Source organism: Aeromicrobium tamlense (assembly GCF_013408555.1).
GTDB classification, from domain to species: domain Bacteria; phylum Actinomycetota; class Actinomycetes; order Propionibacteriales; family Nocardioidaceae; genus Aeromicrobium; species Aeromicrobium tamlense.
Genome location: NZ_JACBZN010000001.1, coordinates 2,667,576 through 2,687,624, shown reverse-complemented (window position 1 = coordinate 2,687,624; position 20,049 = coordinate 2,667,576). Strand labels below are relative to the sequence as shown.

Here is a 20,049-nt window from a genome sequence, read left to right as displayed (position 1 = left end):
ACGCGGAAAAGGGGAGGGCCGGAGCCTGTTAGCCTGCTCCCCACAACCACACACCTTCCGCAGTGCCAGGGGAAGCCGGTGCGAATCCGGCGCTGACCCGCAACCGTGAGACCGCCCGAGACGGGTCGGCGAGCCGGAGCACCTGCCTGTCGGAACCGACCACACGCTGTCGAGGAACGCAGCGGACGGAGCCGAGGTCGCACGACGATCAGGCCCCTTCCCGTCCGATGCAGCGGGAAGGACCCCTGATGAGAACACCCCTGCGTCGACGCGCCCTCGCGGTGCTCGCAGGCGGCGCGGTCGCGCTGTCCACCGCCGTCGCCCCCACCGCCTCGGCGGCCCCCACGCCCTCCACCTCCGCGGCCGGCACGTGGCTCGCCGCCCAGCTGACCGGCGGCGTCGTCCACAACGACCAGTGGGACTACGACGACTTCGGGCTGACGCTCGACGTGCTGGCCGCGCTGCGTGCCCTCGACGTCCAGCCGGCGGCCCAGCAGCAGATCCTGACCGCGGTGACGTCGCGCGTGGACGAGTACGTCGAGTCCACGTGGGAGGGCGTCACGACGTTCTACCCCGGCTCGGCCGGCAAGCTCGCCCTCGCGGTCGACGCCGCGGGCGGCGACGTGACCTCGGTCGGCGGCCGTGACCTGGTGGCCGACATCGAGGCCGCCACGAACGACGAGACCGGCGAGTCCGCCGACACCTACGGGCTGTTCGGCCAGACCTTCGCGACCCGCGGCCTGATCGCGGGCGACAGCGACGAGGCCGCCGCGTCGGTCGGCTACGTGGCCGCGCAGCAGTGCGAGAACGGCACCTTCCGCCAGGTGCTCACCGCGCCGTGCCCCGAGGTGCCGGAGATCGACACCACGACCGCCGCGCTGCACACGCTCCTCGAGGCGCGCGCCGCGGGCATCACCGTCGACGCGGCAGTCGTCGACCGCACCGTCGCCGCGATCGTCGCGGCGCAGGCCGCCGACGGCTCGTTCGTCGGCAACGGCGTGGCCAACACGAACTCCACGGGCCTCGCCGCGTCGGCGCTCGCCCGTGCGGGCCGCACGACCGAGGCCGCGAAGGCCGCGGCGTACGTCGCGCGCCACCAGGTCACCGAGGCCACGGGCGGCAAGCTCGCGTCCGAGCTCGGTGCGGTCGCCTACGACGGCGCCGCGCTGACCGCCGGCCGTGAGGACGGCATCGACGAGTTCGCGATCGACCAGTGGATCCGCGCCTCGGCGCAGGCCGCCCCGGCGCTCGCGCTGCTCTCCGCGCCGAAGGCCGCGGTGTCGGTGCCCAAGTACGTGCGCTCGGGCAGCACCCTGAAGGTCACCGCCAGCGGTCTGGCCGCCGGCTGGAGCAGCACGGCTCGCGTCTCGGGTGGCACCTCCGCCCGCGCCGTCGTCCCGGCCGCGGGTCGCGCCACGTTCACGGTGCGCGCGCCGAAGGGCACCGCGAAGCGTGCGGTCGTCGTCGGCGACGCCACCGGCCGCGCCGTCGCGACCTCCTCGGTGCAGGTGCTGGCCGCCAAGAAGCTGCGCGTCTCGTCGAAGTCGACGGTGCGCCGTGCCAAGGTGCAGAAGGTCGTCGTCCGCGGCCTCGTCGCCGGCGAGCCGGTGCGCGTCTACTACCGCGGCAAGCTCGTCAAGCGCGGCGTCGCGTCGAAGGCCGGCAGCTACACGTATCGCCTCAAGGTCGGCAAGAAGGTCGGCCGGACGAAGGTCATCGTCCGCGGCGCCTATGCCGAGCGCAACGGCGTGCGGGTCTTCCGGGTCGTGAAGTGACCCGTCTCGTCCATCGCCTCCTGGCGGCGACCCTCCTCGGGGTCGCCGCCGGGCCGGCGGCGCTCAGCGCCCCCGCGCACGCCGCCGCGTGCACCGGCGGGAAGGGCGTGACGGTCGTCGTCGGGTCGAGCGTCGGCTGCGACGCCACCGGCGGCGGAGTCGCGGCGAGCAACTTCGCCGACGCGGGGCACCAGCTGAGCTTCGCGTCGCGCGCCCCCGGTTTCGTGTGCCGGGTCGACGGCGCGCCGGCGTCGGACCCTTGCGTCGAGGCGTCCCCAGCCGACGCCTACTGGGGCCTGTTCTGGTCGGACGGGAAGAAGGGAACGTGGACCTACTCCAGTCTCGGCGTGACCTCCTTGAAGGTGCCGCAGGGCGGGTCGGTCGCGTTCGTGTTCCAGGACTCCTCGTCGCGGACGTGGCCCTCGGTCAAGCCCCCGGTGGCGGCCCCCGCCCCCACGCCTCCGCCCTCGCGTCCCACCTCCGCCAGCCCGAAGCCCGGTTCGAAGGAGCAGGGGTCGAAGGCGTCGACTCCGAAGCGGTCGACGCCTTCGACGCGGGCCGCGAGCCCGGCCTCCTCGGCTCCCTCGGCCACGGCGAGCGCGTCGGCGGGGGCGACCCCGTCCCCCTCGACGGCGACGCCGTCCGCGAGCGCCTCGACCGCCACCCCGAGTGCGTCGGCTCCCGCGGCCTCGGCCGGGACGGACGACGACGTTGCTGGCGCGCCCGCCGTGCAGCCGACCGCGGCCGAGGGGTCGGATGCGACCTCGGGCGCCGCGCTCGCGACCGCGGCCGCCGTGGTGGTCGTGCTGGCCGCCGCGGGGGGAGTGGTCTGGTACCGCCGCCGGGCGGGCTGAGGGCGCGGTGCGAGTAGACTCCTGACGTTGGACCAACGTCCGGCGCAGGGGAAACCGGTGCGATTCCGGTGCTGTGCCGCAACCGTCAGCCCCGCCCTCCCGGGCGGTGCGAGCCGGGAACCCGCGCCGGGACGCCGCCACCAGATGTTGTCGAGCAGCGACGGGTGGGCGAACCGCCCTCGTGGACCTCGCCCCCGTCCCGTGGGGAAGGGGACCGGATGACCGCCGTCGTCGACCCCACCCCCACCCGGCCGCCAGCGGCCACCGGACGGCCGCGGCGCGAGCTGCATCCCGGCGCCTGGTGGCTGTGGGCGCTGGGGCTCGCGGCCGGTGCCTCGTTCACGCTCAACCCGTTCCTGCTGCTGGTCACGGTCGCGATCGCGGCGCTCGTCGTGGCCGCCTGCCGCGGCGATGCGCCGTGGGCGCTGTCGTTCCGGTACTACCTGTACTTCGGCCTCGTCATCGTGGTCATGCGGGTCGTGTTCCGGATCCTGCTCGGTGGCGGCTCCGCCCCCGGCGACCCCGTGCTGTTCTCGCTGCCCGAGATCCCGCTGCCGGAGGTGGCCCGCGGGATCCAGCTGCTCGGCGACGTCACGGTCAACGAGGTCCTCGTGGGCCTGTACGACGGCATGCGGCTGGCCACGCTGGTGATCTGCGTCGGCGCGGCGAACTCCCTGGCCAACCCGAAGCGGCTGCTCGCCTCGGCCCCGCCGGCGCTCTACGAGGTCGGGGCGGCGCTCGTCGTCGCGGTCTCGGTCTTCCCCCAGCTGGCCGAGAGCGTGCGCCGGGTCAACCGCGCCCGCAAGCTGCGCGGTGACGCCAGCCGCGGCACCGGCGCCATGCACCGCATCGTCATCCCCGTGCTGGAGGACGCGCTCGACCGGTCGATGACGCTGGCCGCGGGGATGGACGCGCGCGGCTACGGCCGCAGCGGCACCGCCACGCAGCGCGACCGGTTCGCCACCGGCGTGCTCATGCTGGTCGGCCTGTTCGGGCTGAGCGTCGGCACCTACGGCTACCTCGACGGCACCGCGCCACGGATCCTGTCCTACCCGATGCTGGCGCTGGGCCTCGTGTTCGCCGTGCTGGCGCTGCGGTCGGCGGGCCGACGCGTGCAGCGCACCCGCTACCGCCCGCAGCGCTGGCACCTGGCCGAGTACCTCACCGCGGGCTCGGGCCTCGCCGTCGCCGTGGGGCTCAAGCTGCTGTCCTCCGAGCAGATCGCCGTGATCTACCCGAGCGTGCCGGGCTGGCCACCCGTGAGCGTCCTGTCGCTGGCCGTCGTGGCGATCGGGATCCTGCCGGTGTTCGTCGCGCCGCAGGCCCCCTCCGCCCACGACCACGTCGGAGGTGACGACGCATGATCCGCTTCGACGACGTCTCGTTCTGGTACGAGGGCGCCAGGCGTCCCACCTTGCGCGACGTCGGCCTCGAGGTCGAGGAGGGCGAGCTCGTCCTGGTCTCGGGCCGCACCGGCTCGGGCAAGTCCACGCTGCTCGGCATGCTCAACGGACTCGTGCCGCACTTCACCGGCGGCACGCTCGCCGGCGACATCCACGTCGACGGCGCCTCGATCCTGGGCCGACCGCCGCGCGAGCTGGCGCACCTGGTCGGCTACGTCGCCCAGGACCCGGTCTCGGGCTTCGTCGCCGACGTGGTCGAGGAGGAGCTCGCCTACGGGATGGAGCACCTCGGCCTCGACCCGCAGACGATGCGCCGCCGCGTGGAGGAGACGCTCGACCTGCTCGGCATCGCCGACCTGCGCCGCCGCTCGGTGCGGTCGCTGTCCGGAGGCCAGCAGCAGCGGGTCGCGATCGGCTCGGTGCTGACGATGCACCCGCGGGTCCTCGTGCTCGACGAGCCGACCTCGGCCCTCGACCCCACCGCGGCCGAGGACGTGCTCGCCACGATCGCGCGCCTCGTCGACGACCTGGCGCTCACCGTCGTCGTGGCCGAGCACCGCATGGAGCGGGTCGTCCCGTTCGCCGACCGCCTGGCCGTGGTCGAGGACGGTCGGGTCCGCATCGGCGAGACCGCCGACCTGCTGGTCGACGCGCCCGTCGCGCCGCCGCTGGTCCATCTCGGCCGGCTCGCCGACTGGAGCCCGCTGCCGCTGTCGGTGCGCGAGGCCCGCCGCCGGGTCAAGCCGCTCGCCGCGCGCCTCGGGCCGCCGCCGGTGCACGTGCCGTTCGAGCGCCCGCCGGCGCTGCGGGCGCGCGGCGTCACCGTGCAGTATGGCCGCTTCACCGCGGTCGACGACGTCGACCTGCAGGTCGGCCACGGCGAGGTCGTCGCGCTGATGGGCCGCAACGGCTCGGGCAAGAGCTCGCTGCTGTGGGCCGTGCAGGGCACGGGCGACCGGGTGGACGGCGTGGTCGACGTCGACGGCGTCGACCCGGGTGACGTCCGCCCGTCCGAGGCGCGCATGCTCGTCGGCCTCGTCCCGCAGACCGCCGCCGACCTGCTCTACCTGGAGACCGTCGACCGCGAGTGCGCCGCTGCCGACGACCAGTCCGGCGTGGCGCCGGGCTCGTGCCGTGCGCTGCTCGACCGCCTCGCCCCGGGCATCCCCGGCGACCGCCACCCGCGCGACCTGTCCGAGGGGCAGAAGCTCGCGCTGGTGCTGGCGATCGTCCTGACGGCGCAGCCCGCGGTGGTCGCGCTCGACGAGCCCACGCGCGGTCTCGACTACCCCGGCAAGGCCGCGCTGGCGGCGATCCTGCACGACCTCGCCGCCGAGGGACGCGGCGTGGTCGTGTCGAGCCACGACGTCGAGTTCGTCGCCTCGGTCGCGGACACCGTGGTCGTGATGGCCGAGGGCGAGGTCGTCTCCACCGGACCGGTCCGCACCGTGCTGGCCGAGTCGCCCGCGTTCGCCCCGCAGGTCTCCAAGGTGCTCGGCCGCGACTGGCTCACCGTGGACGAGGTCGCCGCCGCGCTGCCGTCGGAGGTCGTCCGATGACCTCGCCGCGGCACACCGCCGTCCCCGTCACGCCGCGCTCCGCGCTCGTGCTGGCGGCCGCCAGCGTCGCCGGCCTGCTCATGCTGCTGTGGCCGCTGATCTTCACGCCGGCCGAGGGCCAGACGCGCGTCGACCAGCCCTTCATCTTCATGGCGCTGATGCCCGTGGTCGTCCTGGTGGTCGTCGCCGAGCTGTCGGAGGGCGGCCTGGACTCCAAGGCGCTCGCGATGCTGGGCGTCCTCAGCGCGATCAACGCGGCCGTCCGTCCGCTGGGCGCGGGCGTCGCCGGGGTCGAGCCGATCTTCTTCCTGCTGATCCTCGGCGGGCGCGTGTTCGGTCCGGGCTTCGGCTTCGTGCTGGGCTGCACGAGCCTGTTCGCGTCCGCGCTCCTGACGTCCGGAGTGGGCCCGTGGCTGCCGTTCCAGATGCTCTGCGCCGCGTGGGTGGGGATGGGCGCGGGCCTGCTGCCGCGCCGCGCCACGGGCCGGGCCGAGATCGCGGTGCTGGCCGCCTACACGGTGGTCGCGGCGTTCGCGTACGGGCTGCTGATGAACCTGTCGTCGTGGCCGTTCACGCTGGGCATCGCGATCCCCGGCGCCGAGGACTCCCTCGCGATGGTGCCCGGCGACCCCGTCCTGGAGAACCTTCAGCGCTTCCTCGTCTTCACCCTGCTCACCTCGTTCTGGGGTTGGGACCTCGGCCGCGCGATCACCAACGCGCTGCTGGTCGTGTTCCTGGGCCCCGCCGTCCTGGCCACGCTGCGGCGCGCCGCCCGGCGTGCCCGCTACCTCCTCAAGGAGTCCACATGAAGAGCCTGCTCGCCCGCCTCGCCGCGGCCACCCTGCTGTCGACCGGCGCGATCGCGCTGCCGACGGCGGCGTCGGCCGAGGACCACGGGTCCTGCGACGCGGCCTCGGACGTGCCGGTGGTGCTGGAGTTCGGCACGCTCGACGGCGAGGACCGCGTGCTGTGCGCGAAGGACGCGGCGGGCGACACCGGCCTAGAGGTCCTCGATGCCGTGGACCTGGAGACCGAGGAGACCACCGCCGCGATGCCGATGGTGTGCCGCATCGAGGGTCAGCCGACGCCGGAGCAGGAGAAGTGCGGCAACGCCCTCAACGGCCCCGGCTACTGGGCGTTCCTCGTGGCGAAGGAGGACCAGGACTGGGGCTACGCGTCGGTGGGCCTGCAGGAGTACGAGGTCGCCGAGGGCGACTTCATCGCGCTGAAGTACCACCTGATGGCCGACGGCGAGACCGTCGAGGTCGCCGTCCCGGCGAGCGTCGAGACCCGCGCCGCGGCCGAGGTCACCCATGACTCCGCGTACCAGAGCGATCTCACGGTCATCGAGGACGACGACACCCCGCTGGCCGCCATCGCGCTGCCGATCGCCATCGCCGCCGCGCTGCTCGTCGCCGTCGCCGCCTTCGTCGTCGGCCGCCGGCGCCGCGGCTGACCCCGCCCCGTCCCGAGATGTGCTCCGATTTCGACCTTTCAGACCGGTTGAAACGTCGACATGGGAGCAAATCTCGGGGGGCGAGGTGAAGCGGAGGACTCAGTCGGCGGCGGCCAGCAGCTCGGCGCTGGCCTGCTCGATCGCCTCGGGGGAGAGGGCGTGGCCGATGGCCATCGCCGCGGCGCCCAGGACGCCGGACTGCTCGCCGCTGACCGACGGCACGATCCGCAGGTGCTCGGTGGCCAGCGGCAGCGACCGGCGGTAGACCTCCTCGCGGATGCCGGCGATGAGGTGCTCACCCGCCTCGGCGAGCGCGCCGCCGATCACCACGACCGACGGGTTGATGAAGTTCACGATCATCGCCAGGACGTCACCGATGTCGCGGCCCGCCTGGCGCACCGCCTGGATCGCCTCGAGGTCGCCCGCGCGGACGAGCTCGACCACGTCGGTGGCCTCGGTGACCCCGGTCCGCCCCAGCTCGCGTGCGATCGCCGGGCCGGCCGCGAGCGCCTCGAGGCAGCCGACGTTGCCGCAGCGGCAGACCACGTCGCTGCTGCGCGACACCCGGATGTGGCCGATGTCGCCCGCGGTGCCCTGCCCGCCGCGCTGGAGCTCGCCGCCGGCGATGATGCCCGCGCCGATGCCGGTGGCCACCTTGATGAGGATGAGGTCGTCGATCTCGGGGAACTGGGTGTCCTGCTCTCCCAGCGCCATGATGTTCACGTCGTTGTCGATCAGCACGGGCACGTCGAACGAGCCGCGCACGAACTGCGGCACGTCGAACCGGTCCCAGCCGGGCATGATCGGCGGGTTGATGGCGCGCCCGGTGGAGTGCTCGACGGGCCCCGGCAGGCCGATCCCGATCCCGGCGAGGTCGCCCAGCGGGCGCTCGGTCTGCAGCAGCAGCCGCTCGATCGTGGCGGTGACCCAGTTCAGGACGGGCACGGGGCCGTCGGCGATGTCGAGGTCCTGGCGCTCCTGGGCCAGCACGGCGCCCGACAGGTCGACGATCGCCGCGCGGGCATGACGCGCGCCGAGGTCGATCGCGGCCACCACGCGGGCGGCGGTGTTGACCGCGAGCAGTGACGGGGGACGCCCGCCGGTGGAGCTCCGCCCGCCATAGGGGGTGATGAGACCGAGGCGCAGCAGCAGGTCCACGCGGGACGCGACGGTGGAGCGGGCCAGGCCCGTCGACTCCGCCAGCTCCGCGCGGGTCATGGGCCGACCCTCGCGCTGGAGCAGGGCGAACACGTCGCTGGTCTTCACGGGGGTGATTCAACCACTCGGGCTTTTGAACGTCTAGCGCACAACTTCTGCCGACTTCTCGACAGAAGTGGAGATCTGTGTCACAGTGCAACCGTGAACGACGCTGTCCTGAACGAGCGGGGGACCCCGCCGGTGCTGCGCGTGCGCGGCGTGACGAAGTCCTTCGTCGGCAACCCGGTCCTGCACGGCGTGGACCTCGACCTGGTCCCCGGCGAGGTCCACGGACTCGTGGGCGAGAACGGCGCCGGCAAGTCGACCCTCATGAAGATCCTCGCAGGCGTGCATCCCGCGGACTCGGGGTCGGTCGAGCTCGGTGGCGAGCCCGTCGCGTTCACCCACCCCGTCCAGGCGCAGCGCGCCGGGCTCGCCACCGTCTTCCAGGAGTTCAACCTGCTGCCCGAGCGGACGATCGCCGAGAACATCTATCTTGGTCGCGAGCCGCGCCGCCGCGGACTCGTGGACACCCGCGGGATGGAGCGTCAGGCCGGTGAGCTGCTGCGCGGCCTCGGCATCGAGGGCCTGCGCCCGTCGCGTCGCGTACGGTCCCTCTCGGTGGCCGAGCAGCAGATCGTCGAGATCGCGAAGGCCGTCAGCTTCGACGCCCGCGTCATCCAGATGGACGAGCCCACGGCCGCGCTGGCCGACCACGAGGTCGAGCTGCTCTACCGCATCGTGCGCGAGCTGACCTCGCGCGGCGTCGCCATCGTCTACGTCTCGCACCGCCTGCGCGAGGTCCTCGACCTGTGCGACAACGTCACGGTCCTCAAGGACGGCCGTCAGGTCGACACGCGCCCCGCGTCCGAGCTCGACGAGGCCACGCTCGTGCGCCTCATGGTCGGCCGCCCCATGGACTCGTTCTTCCCCGATCCGGTCCCCGGCACCACCGTCGGCGAGCCGCGGCTGGAGCTGCGCGGCGCCGGCAACGGCTACGTCGACGGCATCGACCTGACCCTGCGCGGCGGCGAGATCGTCGGCATCGCGGGCCTCCAGGGCTCGGGCCGCACCGAGCTGCTCGAGGCGATCTTCGGCATCGAGCCGCTCGCCCGCGGCGAGATCGCGATCGACGGCGTCGTCACCCCGATCGGCACGCCGCGTCGCGCGATCCGCTCGGGCCTCGCGCTGGTGACCGAGGACCGCAAGGCCACCGGCCTGGCGCTGCACCAGTCACTGCTCGACAACGCGCTCGGTGTCGTCCGCGCCGTCTTCCCCCGCCGCACCGACGCGGTCCGCCGCGACGTCCCCGAGCTGTTCGGCTCGCTCTCGGTCTCGGCGCGCGCGCTCAGCCAGGAGGCCCAGCTGCTCTCCGGCGGCAACCAGCAGAAGGTCGTGCTGGCGCGGTGGCTCGCCACCGACCCGCGCGTCGTCCTGCTCGACGAGCCCACCCGCGGCATCGACGTCGGCGCGAAGCACGCGATCTACGAGGTCATGCGCAGCCTCGCCGCCCGCGGCGTCGCGGTCCTGATGGTCTCCAGCGAGCTGCCCGAGGTGATCGGCATGTCCGACCGCGTGCTGGTGATGCGCGACGGCCGGCTGGCGGGGGAGCGGCCCGGCGGCTCCGACGAGGAGTCGATCCTGTCGCTCGCCGCCGGCCTCGACGAGGAGGTGGCCTCATGAGGGCCCGGCTCGCTGCACTCGACTCCACGATGATCGTCTGGATCGTGCTGCTGATCTCGGTGGTCGTCGGCTCGATCATCACGGCGATCGAGGGACGCAACTTCTTCAGCGTCGGCAACATCGACAACGTCCTGACGACGATGACGATCCTGGGCCTGATCGCGATCGGCCAGACCCTGGTGATCCTCGCCGGCTCGCTCGACCTGTCGGTGCCGTTCGTGGTCAGCCTCTCCAGCGTGCTGGCGGGCGGGATCATGGCCGGCCAGACCTCCAACATCGTGCTGGGCGTGGTCGCGGCGCTGGCCGTCGCGGTGGTCTTCGGCCTCGTGAACGGCCTCATCGTCAGCCTGCTGCACGTGCACGGCTTCATCGCGACGCTCGGCACGGGCCTCGTCGTCTCGGGCTACCTCGGCTCGAACTACCAGGGCAGCCACGGCTCGGCGCCGTACGCGTTCCGGCTGCTCGACGCGACCCGGATCGGACCGGTGCCGGTCGCCACGCTCATCATGCTGGCGTGCGCGGGCCTGGCCGTCCTGATGCTGCGCCGCACCCGCCTGGGCCACCACCTCTACGCCGTCGGCGGCAACGCCGACGTGGCACGCATGTCGGGCCTGCGGACCCAGGTGCCGATCATCGCGGCGCACGTCATCTGCTCGGTGACCGCGGCGCTCGCCGGTCTGCTGCTGCTCGCGCGCCTCGGCGTCGGCCAGCCGACGGTCGGCTCGCAGGGCGGCTACGACCTCATGTCGATCGCGGCCGTCGTGCTCGGCGGCACGCTGCTCGCCGGAGGCAAGGGCAGCATCGTCGGCACGATCGCCGGCGTCGGCATCTTCGCCGTCCTCGACAACGTCATGGGCGTCATGGAGCTCAACCCGTTCCTCAAGGACGTCGTGCGCGGCATCGTCATCGTCGTCGCGGTGGCCGTCTACGCGCGCCGGGAGATCGACCGGCGGCCCGAGCGCTTCGGGTCCGCCGCCCCCGCCGAGACCACGGAGGTGGCCCGATGACCACGCGCGTGCTGCCCGTCCACGAGACCACGTTCGGTCGCCGGTCCCTGGCGGCCCTGGCCACCCCCGGCGGCGGTGTCTTCCTGCTCGTGATCGCCCTGCTGCTCGCGATCATGGTCTCGAACCCGAGCTTCGCCGACGGCAACACGCTGATCCGCTTCGCCGGCCGCACGGCGCCGATCGCGATCGCGGCGATGGGTCAGTACTTCGTCATCGTCAGCGGCGAGTTCGACCTGTCGATGGGCGCGGTCATCGCCGCGCAGGTGGTGCTCGCCGGCAACGTCATCGGCCAGGACGAGGCCAACATCCTCCCGGGCCTGCTGCTGATGTTCGTCGTCGGCGCGCTGATCGGTCTGGTCAACGGCCTGGCCACCACGCTGCTGCGGGTGCCGAGCTTCATCGTGACGCTCGGCATGATGCTGTCGCTGACCGGCCTCGTCCGCTACGTCACGGGCGGCGCCGCCACGGGCAACCCGTCCGACCGCTTCCGCGAGATCGGCCGCGGGGGCATCCAGGACGTGCCGCTCGTCGGGACGATCCCGTACCCGCTGATCGTGCTGATCGCCGCGGGCGCGTTCGCCGTGTGGCTCATGCGGCGCCCGTACGGCCGCACCCTCATCGCCGCCGGCGACAACCCCGAGGCCGCCCGCTTCTCGGGCACGCCGCTGTGGTGGACGAAGACGCGCGCCTTCATGATCTCCTCGCTGTCCGCCACCGTCGCGGGCATCCTGCTGGTCGGCTACGCCGGCGTCCACCCGTCGGTCGGCTCGGGCTACGAGTTCGCCGCGATCACCGCGGTCGTGCTCGGCGGCGTGGTCCTCGGCGGCGGGCGCGGCTGGGTCCTCTCGGCGGCCGCCGGCGCGTTCGCCCTGGAGCTGCTCTTCGTGCTGCTGAACAGCCTGGGCATCGAGTCGACGTGGCGCGACACCGTGCAGGGACTCATCATCATCGTCGCGGTCGCCCTGGCCGGCCGCGCGTGGCAGGGCGCCGTCCGCCGGCGGCCCTCCGTGACTTCTCCACCCACCCCACCCCAGCCCGCGACGGGCGATACGACAGGAGAGAACTGATGCGAGCATCGATGAGAGGGGTACTCGTGTCGGCCGCGGCCGTGCTGGTACTCGCTGCCTGCAGCACGGACGACGTGTCCGACGCGGGCGACGACGACTCGGGTTCGAAGGACACCGAGTGGTTCGTGCAGGCGGACTTCGACCGCCAGAACGAGCAGCGCAGCGCGACGTTCGAGGGAGACGCCGCGACCCCGTGGCTGCAGTACATCGACGGTGACATGACGGACACCTCGAAGTTCAAGTCCGAGGGCGCCAAGAAGGTCTGCTTCGCCAACGCCTCGATCAGCAACCCGTGGCGCCAGACCGGCTGGATCACGATGCAGCAGCAGCTGAAGGTGCTCCAGGACGAGGGCGTCGTCTCGCAGATGGAGACCCGCGACGCGCAGGACTCCGACGACACGCAGATCGCGGACATCGACTACTTCATCAAGGAGGGCAACTGCGACGCCTTCATCATCTCGCCGAACTCGACCGCGGCGATGACCCCGGCCGTCGAGCGCGCCTGTGAGACGGGCAAGCCGGTCGTCGTGTTCGACCGTGGCGTCGACACCGACTGCGCCACGTCGTTCATCCACCCGATCGGTGGCTACGCGTGGGGCATCGACACGGCCGAGTTCCTGGTCGACAACCTCGAGAAGGGCGACAAGGTCGTCGCGCTGCGCATCCTGCCCGGCGTCGACGTCCTGGAGACCCGCTGGGCCGCCGCCGAGAAGATCTTCGAGGAGAACGACATCGAGGCCGACGACCAGTTCACGGACGCCGACCCGACGAAGATCAAGCAGATCATCACCGACGCGATCAACTCCGACGACATCAAGGGCGTCTGGATGGACGCCGGTGACGGTGCCGTCGCCGCGATCGAGGCCTTCGAGGACGCCGGCAAGGACTACCCGGTCATGACCGGTGAGGACGAGATGAGCTTCCTGCGCAAGTGGGAGGAGACCGGTCTGACCGGACTCGCGCCGGTCTACTCGAACTTCCAGTGGCGCACCCCGCTGCTGGCGGTGCAGAAGATCTTCGCGGGCGAGGAGGTGCCGACCGAGTGGGTGCTGCCCCAGTCGCCGATCACCGAGGACGACCGTGCGGACTACCTGAAGGCGAACGACGGCATGCCCGACGGGCACTACGCCAAGTTCGGCGGCGAGGACCTCCCGGGCTTCCCGAAGGCCTGGCAGGACCGCTGACCGTGTCCGGGTGGCGGCGACCCGCCGCCACCCGGCCCACCCCGTCCCTCTCGACAGGAGCTCTTGTGCGCAGCATCGGCATCAACACGTGGGTCTGGCAGTCCCCGCTCACCGACGCCACGGTGGAGGCCCGCCTGGAGCACGTCGCCGCGCTCGGCTTCGACGCGGTCGAGCTCCCGCTCGAAGGACTCGGCGACCTGACGCCCGCCGTCGTCGGGCCGGTGCTGGAGCGCACCGGGCTGGTGCCGCTCGTCGTGGGCGCCATGGCTCCCGGACGCGACCTCGTGGAGGCCGACGGCGCGGCGGTCGCGGCGACGCAGGACTACCTGCGTGGCTGCGTCGACCTCGCCTCCGGCATCGGCGCGGCCGCGGTCTGCGGACCGTTCTACGCGGCCACCGGCCGCACGTGGCGGATGACCCCGGACGAGCGGCGGTCCGCCTACGCGCAGTGGCGCGAGCACCTCGCGCCGGTCGTCGAGCACGCGGCCGAGAGCGGCGTGCGGATCGGCATCGAGCCGCTCAACCGCTACGAGACCTCGCTCGTCAACACCGTGGCCCAGGCGCTCGAGGGACTCGACGGCCTGCTCGGCCCGTCGCTGGGCCTCGCCCTGGACACCTACCACCTGAACATCGAGGAGCGGTCCAGCGCGGACGCGGTCCGGGCGGCCGGCGAGCACCTCGTGCACGTGCAGGTCTGCGGCAGCGACCGCGGCGCACCCGGAGGCGACCAGACCGACTGGCCGGCCCTGATCGCCGCCCTCGACGAGGTCGGGCACACCGGCCCACTCGTCATCGAGAGCTTCACCGCCGAGAACGCCTCCATCGCGACGGCGGCCTCGATCTGGCGCCCGCTCGCGCCCACGCAGGACGACCTCGCCCGCGACGGTCTCGCCTTCCTGCGCGACCTGACCCGGACGGAGGCGGCGTGATGAGCGCGCGCGAGCTGCGGGTGGCCGCCATCGGCTACTCCTTCATGGGCCGGGCCCACTCCAACGCCTGGCGCAACGTCGGCGCGTTCCACCCCGACCTTCCCGCCGTGACCCAGCAGGTCCTCGTCGGTCGCGACGAGTCCGCCGTGCGCGGCGCCGCGCACCAGCTGGGCTGGCGCGAGTGGGCCACCGACTGGCGCGACGTGGTGACCCGCGACGACGTGGACGTCGTCGACGTCTGCACGCCCGGCCACCTCCACCACGAGATCGCGCTGGCCGCCCTGCGCGCCGGCAAGCACGTGGTGGTCGAGAAGCCGCTCACCAACACGATCGACCAGTCCGTCGAGCTCGTCGCCGCGGCGCAGGAGGCGCGCTCGCGCGGGGTGCGCTCGATGGTGGGGTTCAACTACCGCTGCGTGCCCGCGCTGGCGCTCGCCCGCGAGGTCATCGCGGAGGGCCGGATCGGCGAGGTGCGCCAGGTCCGCGCGTCCTACCTCCAGGACTGGCTCGTCGACCCGGACGCGCCGATGACGTGGCGGCTGCGCAAGGAGCAGGCCGGGTCCGGCGTGCTGGGCGACCTCGGCTCGCACGTCGTCGACCAGGTCCGCTTCCTGCTCGACGACGAGATCGCGAGCGCCTCGGGCCGCCTCGAGACCTTCGTCGGGTCGCGCCCCGGTCCCGCCGGCCCGGAGGACGTGACCGTCGACGACGCCGCGTGGGCGCTGCTCGGCACCGGTCGTGGCGCCGTGGTCAGCCTCGAGGTCAGCCGAATGGCCGCGGGCCGCAAGAACGCGCTGCAGATCGAGGTCTACGGCTCCCGAGGCTCGGTCGCCTTCGACCTCGAGCGCCTCAACGAGTTGTGGGTCGACACGGGCCAGGGCCGCACGCGCGTCCTCGTGACCGAGCCCGACCACCCGCACCTCGCCGCCTGGTGGCCGCCGGGCCACGTGCTGGGATGGGACCACACGTTCACGACGCAGGCCGCCGGGTTCCTGTCCGCGATCGCCTCGGGCGTCGACCCGGCACCGTCGTTCGAGGACGGGCTCGCGGTGCAGCGGGTGCTCGACGCGATCGAGCGCAGCGCCGTGGCGGGCCGCGGCACGGTCGAGCTCGCGCGATCCTGATCATCGAAGGAGACACCATGGGCAAGCGCTTCACCCTCTTCACGGGCCAGTGGGCCGACCTCACCCTCGAGGAGGTCGCGGAGCTCGCGGCGCGCTGGGGGTACGACGGTCTCGAGATCGCCGTGTCGGGCGAGCACCTCGACGCGTGGCGCTGGGACGACGACGAGTACGTCGAGGGGCGCCTGGAGATCCTGCGCCGCCACGGGCTCGGCTGCTGGGCGATCTCGAACCACCTGAAGGGCCAGGCGGTCTGCGACGACCCGATCGACGACCGGCACCGCTCGATCGTGGGCCCGCGCGTGTGGGGCGACGGTGACCCCGAGGGCGTCCGCCGGCGCGCGGCCGAGGAGATGCAGCACACCGCGCGCCTTGCGCAGCGGATGGGCGTCGACGTCGTGGTGGGCTTCACGGGCTCGTCGATCTGGCAGTACGTGGCGATGTTCCCGCCGGTCCCCGCCGAGCGCATCGCGGCCGGCTACCAGGACTTCGCCGACCGCTGGAACCCGATCCTCGACGTCTTCGACGAGTGCGGCGTGCGATTCGCGCACGAGGTCCACCCGTCCGAGATCGCCTACGACCACTGGTCGACGGTGCGGGCGATGGAGGCGATCGGCCACCGCGAGGCGTTCGGCCTCAACTGGGACCCCAGCCACATGGTGTGGCAGGGGATCGACACCGTCGCGTTCATCAGCGACTTCGCCGACCGGATCTATCACGTGGACTGCAAGGACATCCGGATGCGGATGGGCGGCGGCAGGAACGGCATCCTCTCGTCGCACCTGCCGTGGGGCGACCAGCGCCGCGGCTGGGACTTCGTCTCCACGGGTCGCGGCGACGTGCCGTGGGAGGACGCGTTCCGCGCACTCGCCCGCATCGGCTACGACGGTCCGATCTCGGTGGAGTGGGAGGACGCGGGCATGGACCGCCTCCGCGGCGCCCCGGAGGCGCTGGAGTTCCTCAAGCGCTTCGACTTCGAGCCGCCGACCGCCTCGTTCGACTCCGTGTTCGATCAGGGCTGACCGTCGCGGCACCGGACGGGACTAGGCTGCGAGGGTGAGGACCCTCATCACCGGAGGCGTGCGCTCGGGCAAGTCGTTCCATGCCGAGTCGCTCGTCGTCGCGGCCCCCGACGTCACGTACATCGCCCCCGGTCCGGCCCCCGATCCGGAGTTCGACCCCGACTGGGCGGCCCGGGTCGAGGCGCACCGCAGCCGGCGTCCCGCCCACTGGAAGACGGTCGAGACCGCCGACCTCGAGCGCGCGATCGCGATGACCGACGACACGGTGATCATCGACTGCCTCGGCACGTGGGTGACCGCCCTGGTCAGCGAGCTCGACGGCTGGGACCAGACCCTCGACGACTGGGAGCCCGAGTTCTGGCTGCGCGTCGAGCGCGCCGCGCAGGCCATGACCGCGCACGGGGAGGACGTCGTCGTGGTGACGAACGAGGTCGGCTGGGGCGTCGTGCCCGAGCACCGCTCCGGGCGCCTCTTCCGCGACCTCCTCGGCAAGGTCAACCAGCGCTTCGCGATGGACTGCGACGAGGTCCTCCTCGTCGTCTCGGGCCGCGTCCTGCGCCTCTGACCCGCGCCGGGCTCGGCGCGCGAGGCCGCGCTCAGGCCGGAGGCGTGAAGGCGTCGCGCGCGGCGGCGACGCTGGCCCGTACGACGCAGTCGTGCGCGTGGTCGTTCACCAGGCCCATCGCCTGCATGAACGAGAAGACCGTGGTGGGGCCGACGAACTTCCAGCCGCGCTTCTTGAGGTCCTTCGACAGGGCGATCGCGGTGGGCGAGGTGGTGAGCGTCTGCGGCGCGGGGATCTCGGCGGGGTCGGGCTCGTGACGCCAGACGAACGCCGCGAGCGAGCCCTCGGACTCGACCAGCTCGAGCGCGCGGCCGGCGTTGTTGATCGCCGCCTCGATCTTGCCGCGGTGCCGCACGATGCCGGCGTCGGCCAGCATCCGCAGCACGTCGGACTCGTCGAACCCGGCCACGGTGTCGAGGTCGAAGCCCGCGAACGCCGCCCGGAAGCTCTCGCGCTTGTCCAGGATCGTGCGCCACGACAGCCCCGACTGGAACCCCTCGAGGCAGAACTTCTCGAACAGCCGCACGTCGTCGGCGACGGGGAAGCCCCACTCGGTGTCGTGGTACTCCACGAAGCCGGGCGCGCTGCCCGCCCAGTCGCAGCGTGGCTGGCCGTCGGGGCCGAGGAAGGTCATGCGATCACCGCCGAGAAGCCGATCAGGAGGACAGCGAGGGCGACCTCGACCGAGGCGCCCACCGCATCGCCGATGATGCCACCCAGGCGACGCGCGACGTGGGCGACCAGCAGGAGGACGACGAGCAGCGTGGCCGCGACGGCGACGAGCCCCTGCGCCACGGTGGCGTCGGTGAGCCCCGTGACGGCCGCGCCGGCGACAGCGACGAGGAGCCAGACGGTCGCGAGGGCGAGGGGGCTCACGCTGCCGGCGAAGGTGGCGCCCATGCCGTCCTGGCGGGCGGCCGGCACTCCGTGCCGCAGGCCCACGGTGGCACCCGCGCGGGCGAGGCACCACAGCACGCCGACGGCCACGAAGCCTCGCTCCCAGCACACGATCAGCGTGCCCGCGGCGGCGGCCTGCGCGAGCAGGACCAGGACGAGGGCGGCGGCTCCCGCGGGGCCGACGTCGCCGGTGCGCGCGACGGTCAGCGCCCGCTCGCGGTCGTAGGACGAGGCCAGCGCGTCGGTCGTGTCGGCGAGCCCGTCGAGGTGGAACCCGCGAGTCGCCCAGACCCCGGCGCCGATCGCGAGGGCGCCGACGACGAGCTGGTTCAGGCCGAGCTCGCGCCCGCCCCACGCCACGAGCGCCACGAGCAGGCCGACGGGAACGACCGCGAGCGGCGCGATCGCCACCGCGATGCCGGCGGTGCGACGGTCGACCTGCCGCGGCGGCGGCACGGGGAGGGCACTGAAGGTGCCGACCGACAGCCGGACGGCGTCCCCGAGCCGGCTCACAGGATCTCGGAGAGCAGCGCCATGTCCGAGAGCAGCAGGGCGGCCGAGCGCACGAGCGGCACCGCGGTGACGGCGCCCGAGCCCTCGCCCAGGCGCATGCCGAGGTCGAGCAGTGGCTCGAGGCCGAGGTCCTTCAGGGCGTGCCACTGGGCGCCCTCGGTGGAGCGGTGACCAGCGGCGAGCCACGGGGCGACGCCCGGCGTCAGCCGCTCGGCCACGAGCGCGGCGGCCGTGGCGATCGCGCCGTCGAGCAGCACGGGGACACCGGCCTGCGCGGCGGCGCTGATGAAGCCGGCCTGGGCGGCGATGTCGGGGCTGCCGATCGCGCTGAGCAGGTCGATGGGATCGGCCGTGCGGTCCTGCGCGCGTCGCAGCGCCGTGTCGATGACCTCGGTCTTGACCCGCAGGCCCTCGTCGTCGATGCCGGTGCCGCGGCCGACGACCTCGACGGCCGGCAGACCCAGGACCGCGGCGGTGAGGACCGCGGCGGTGGTGGTGTCGCCGATGCCCATGTCGCCGCCGATCAGCAGGTCGGCCCCGGCCGCGATCTCCTCGGCGGCGATCGCCGCGCCGGCCTCGACCGCGCGGCGCGCCTCGTCGAGGGTCATCGCGTCGGCGAGGTGGAACGGCTCGGTGCCGCGGCGGATCTTGTACGCGCCGATCGCGGGGTCGAGGTCGGGGAAGTCGCCGTCGACGCCGAGGTCGAGCACGCGCAGGTGCACGTCGTGCTGGCGGGCGAGGACCGAGGTGCCGGCCACGCCGGACGCGAACGCGCGCACCATCGCGCCGGTGACGGCCGACGGGTAGGCCGAGACACCGTGCGCCGCGACGCCGTGGTCGCCGGCGAAGACGACCGCCCTCACGTGCGACGGGGGAGCGGGCGTCGCCTCGCCGCGCACCGAGGACCACCAGACCGCCAGCTCGCCGAGCCTGCCGAGCGCCCCCGTGGGGATCGCGAGGGCGGCGAGGCGGTCACGAGCTGCGGTGCGTGCGTCCTGCGAGGGCGGGGTGATCATCTGCCCATTGTCCCGCCATCGCGACCAGGTCGTCCTCGAGGGTCAGCAGCCGGGACGTGGCCTCGCGATCGAGGCCGGCGGCCACGACGCGGTCGGTGGCGTCCTCGATCTGGGCGCGCGCGGCGGTTCCGGTCTCGGTGGCGGTGCCGTCGGGCGCGAGCCAGCCGCGGGTCACGAGTCCGGCGATCGCCTCGGCCCACTCCTGCTCGGTCCAGCCGCGCATCGTGCGCTGGTCGGCGAACCACGACCACCCGGTGGCGACGGCGAGCGCGTTCGAGGCCGCGCCACCCAGCCCCGCGGAGGTCAGGACCGCGAGGTGGCAGTCGCCGCGGTACTCGCGCAGCGCCGTGACGGACTGCCAGAAGTCGACGACGGGGTCGTCCGAGGCGGGCAGGCCGGCGTGAGCGGCGGCCAGGGGCTTGCCGGCCCAGTCGACGCCGTCCAGCACGCTGCGGGTCTTCGCGGCCAGGGCCGAGGCCTGGTCCGCGACGTTCGCGAGCAGGTCGCGCGCCAAGGAGTACCGGGCCTCGAGCACGCGGTCGCGGTCGGCGAGGCGCCACGCGTCGGGCAGCGCGCGTTCGACGAGGCGCGGCGCGAAGCCGTGGAAGGTCGCGATCACCAGCTCGGGGCCCGGCGTGCCGAGGGCGGCGGAGCGGCTGGCGAAGTAGCCCATCCAATAGCCCTTGAGGCCGATCGCCTCGTAGCGCGCCTTCGACTCGGGCGCGAAGTAGACGCCTCCGTGCAGGTTCTCGATCGCCGACCAGAGGGCTCGTGAGGTCATGGGCCCGACCCTAGCGGCGC

The 20,049-nt window shown here is 73.2% G+C and carries 21 protein-coding genes and 2 riboswitches; of the genes, 14 read left to right on the top strand and 7 right to left on the bottom strand.

Annotation, left to right across the window (positions count from 1 at the left end):
• Positions 1-69: 69 nt before the first annotated feature.
• A riboswitch (cobalamin riboswitch) is annotated at positions 70-113 on the top strand.
• 135 nt (positions 114-248) lie between these two features.
• A complete protein-coding gene (locus BJ975_RS13255; RefSeq protein ID WP_179426678.1) occupies positions 249-1,775 on the top strand; it encodes a prenyltransferase/squalene oxidase repeat-containing protein in 1,527 nt (508 codons plus the stop codon).
• Here the strand turns inward: BJ975_RS13255 and BJ975_RS13250 are convergent.
• Both BJ975_RS13250 and BJ975_RS13245 read right to left on the bottom strand, forming a co-directional pair.
• On the bottom strand, positions 1,730-1,966 hold the full coding sequence (locus tag BJ975_RS13250) for a hypothetical protein (protein ID WP_179426675.1): 237 nt from the start codon (positions 1,964-1,966) through the stop codon (positions 1,730-1,732). The genes BJ975_RS13255 and BJ975_RS13250 overlap by 46 nt on opposite strands.
• A 140-nt stretch (positions 1,967-2,106) precedes the next feature.
• Positions 2,107-2,439 (bottom strand): hypothetical protein, encoded by a 333-nt coding sequence (locus BJ975_RS13245; RefSeq protein ID WP_179426672.1) that lies wholly within the window; start codon positions 2,437-2,439, stop codon positions 2,107-2,109.
• 64 nt (positions 2,440-2,503) lie between these two features.
• Between BJ975_RS13245 and BJ975_RS17015 the strand changes: the two genes are divergently transcribed.
• The 5 genes from BJ975_RS17015 (at position 2,504) to BJ975_RS13225 (ending at position 7,047) form a co-directional block, all read left to right on the top strand.
• The gene (locus BJ975_RS17015) at positions 2,504-2,629 is read left to right on the top strand and encodes a hypothetical protein (protein ID WP_263280597.1); all 126 of its coding nucleotides are present in this window, start codon (positions 2,504-2,506) and stop codon (positions 2,627-2,629) included.
• A 7-nt stretch (positions 2,630-2,636) separates the two neighbouring features.
• Positions 2,637-2,772: riboswitch (cobalamin riboswitch) on the top strand.
• A gap of 75 nt (positions 2,773-2,847) precedes the next feature.
• Positions 2,848-3,993, top strand: a complete 1,146-nt coding sequence (locus BJ975_RS13240) for an energy-coupling factor transporter transmembrane component T (protein ID WP_179426670.1) — start codon at positions 2,848-2,850, stop codon at positions 3,991-3,993.
• Positions 3,990-5,591 carry an ABC transporter ATP-binding protein gene (locus BJ975_RS13235; RefSeq protein WP_179426668.1) on the top strand — a complete coding sequence of 534 codons (1,602 nt, stop codon included), beginning with the start codon at positions 3,990-3,992 and terminating at the stop codon, positions 5,589-5,591. Before BJ975_RS13240 ends, BJ975_RS13235 begins: the two co-directional genes overlap by 4 nt.
• Complete coding sequence (locus tag BJ975_RS13230; RefSeq protein ID WP_179426659.1) at positions 5,588-6,400, top strand: ECF transporter S component; 813 nt, start codon at positions 5,588-5,590, stop codon at positions 6,398-6,400. Before BJ975_RS13235 ends, BJ975_RS13230 begins: the two co-directional genes overlap by 4 nt.
• Positions 6,397-7,047 carry a hypothetical protein gene (locus BJ975_RS13225; RefSeq protein WP_179426657.1) on the top strand — a complete coding sequence of 217 codons (651 nt, stop codon included), beginning with the start codon at positions 6,397-6,399 and terminating at the stop codon, positions 7,045-7,047. The genes BJ975_RS13230 and BJ975_RS13225 overlap by 4 nt, the downstream gene beginning before the upstream one ends.
• 99 nt (positions 7,048-7,146) lie before the next feature.
• Here the strand turns inward: BJ975_RS13225 and BJ975_RS13220 are convergent, their stop codons facing one another.
• Positions 7,147-8,313, bottom strand: coding sequence for an ROK family transcriptional regulator (locus BJ975_RS13220; protein WP_317628272.1), 1,167 nt, complete (start codon positions 8,311-8,313; stop codon positions 7,147-7,149).
• A gap of 93 nt (positions 8,314-8,406) precedes the next feature.
• Here BJ975_RS13220 and BJ975_RS13215 point away from each other — a divergent pair, with 93 nt between their 5' ends.
• From BJ975_RS13215 to BJ975_RS13180, 8 genes are all read left to right on the top strand, one after another.
• Positions 8,407-9,927: a sugar ABC transporter ATP-binding protein gene (locus tag BJ975_RS13215; RefSeq protein WP_218845929.1), complete on the top strand. Its 1,521-nt coding sequence runs from the start codon at positions 8,407-8,409 to the stop codon at positions 9,925-9,927.
• Positions 9,924-10,934 (top strand): ABC transporter permease, encoded by a 1,011-nt coding sequence (locus BJ975_RS13210; RefSeq protein WP_179426655.1) that lies wholly within the window; start codon positions 9,924-9,926, stop codon positions 10,932-10,934. The genes BJ975_RS13215 and BJ975_RS13210 overlap by 4 nt, the downstream gene beginning before the upstream one ends.
• The gene (locus tag BJ975_RS13205; RefSeq protein WP_179426653.1) at positions 10,931-12,001 is read left to right on the top strand and encodes an ABC transporter permease; all 1,071 of its coding nucleotides are present in this window, start codon (positions 10,931-10,933) and stop codon (positions 11,999-12,001) included. The genes BJ975_RS13210 and BJ975_RS13205 overlap by 4 nt, the downstream gene beginning before the upstream one ends.
• Before the next feature lie 11 nt (positions 12,002-12,012).
• On the top strand, positions 12,013-13,185 hold the full coding sequence (locus BJ975_RS13200) for a substrate-binding domain-containing protein (protein WP_218845927.1): 1,173 nt from the start codon (positions 12,013-12,015) through the stop codon (positions 13,183-13,185).
• Between the two features lie 65 nt (positions 13,186-13,250).
• The gene (locus tag BJ975_RS13195) at positions 13,251-14,114 is read left to right on the top strand and encodes a sugar phosphate isomerase/epimerase family protein (RefSeq protein WP_179426649.1); all 864 of its coding nucleotides are present in this window, start codon (positions 13,251-13,253) and stop codon (positions 14,112-14,114) included.
• On the top strand, positions 14,114-15,238 hold the full coding sequence (locus tag BJ975_RS13190) for a Gfo/Idh/MocA family protein (RefSeq protein ID WP_179426647.1): 1,125 nt from the start codon (positions 14,114-14,116) through the stop codon (positions 15,236-15,238). The genes BJ975_RS13195 and BJ975_RS13190 overlap by 1 nt, the downstream gene beginning before the upstream one ends.
• A gap of 17 nt (positions 15,239-15,255) precedes the next feature.
• Positions 15,256-16,257 (top strand): sugar phosphate isomerase/epimerase family protein, encoded by a 1,002-nt coding sequence (locus tag BJ975_RS13185; protein WP_179426645.1) that lies wholly within the window; start codon positions 15,256-15,258, stop codon positions 16,255-16,257.
• Positions 16,258-16,291: 34 nt separating this feature from the next.
• The gene (locus BJ975_RS13180) at positions 16,292-16,822 is read left to right on the top strand and encodes a bifunctional adenosylcobinamide kinase/adenosylcobinamide-phosphate guanylyltransferase (RefSeq protein WP_179426643.1); all 531 of its coding nucleotides are present in this window, start codon (positions 16,292-16,294) and stop codon (positions 16,820-16,822) included.
• A gap of 31 nt (positions 16,823-16,853) precedes the next feature.
• On the opposite strand, the gene BJ975_RS13175 is transcribed toward BJ975_RS13180, so the two are convergent.
• From BJ975_RS13175 to BJ975_RS13160, 4 genes are read right to left on the bottom strand one after another with little or no spacing between them, the layout of a single operon-like run.
• Positions 16,854-17,456, bottom strand: coding sequence for a DNA-3-methyladenine glycosylase I (locus BJ975_RS13175; protein ID WP_179426641.1), 603 nt, complete (start codon positions 17,454-17,456; stop codon positions 16,854-16,856).
• Positions 17,453-18,232, bottom strand: a complete 780-nt coding sequence (locus BJ975_RS13170; protein WP_179426639.1) for an adenosylcobinamide-GDP ribazoletransferase — start codon at positions 18,230-18,232, stop codon at positions 17,453-17,455. The genes BJ975_RS13175 and BJ975_RS13170 overlap by 4 nt, the downstream gene beginning before the upstream one ends.
• Complete coding sequence (gene cobT, locus BJ975_RS13165; RefSeq protein WP_179426637.1) at positions 18,229-19,248, bottom strand: nicotinate-nucleotide--dimethylbenzimidazole phosphoribosyltransferase; 1,020 nt, start codon at positions 19,246-19,248, stop codon at positions 18,229-18,231. Before cobT ends, BJ975_RS13170 begins: the two co-directional genes overlap by 4 nt.
• The gene (locus tag BJ975_RS13160) at positions 19,205-20,029 is read right to left on the bottom strand and encodes an SCO6745 family protein (protein ID WP_179426635.1); all 825 of its coding nucleotides are present in this window, start codon (positions 20,027-20,029) and stop codon (positions 19,205-19,207) included. Before BJ975_RS13160 ends, cobT begins: the two co-directional genes overlap by 44 nt.
• Between the last annotated feature and the right edge of the window lie 20 nt (positions 20,030-20,049).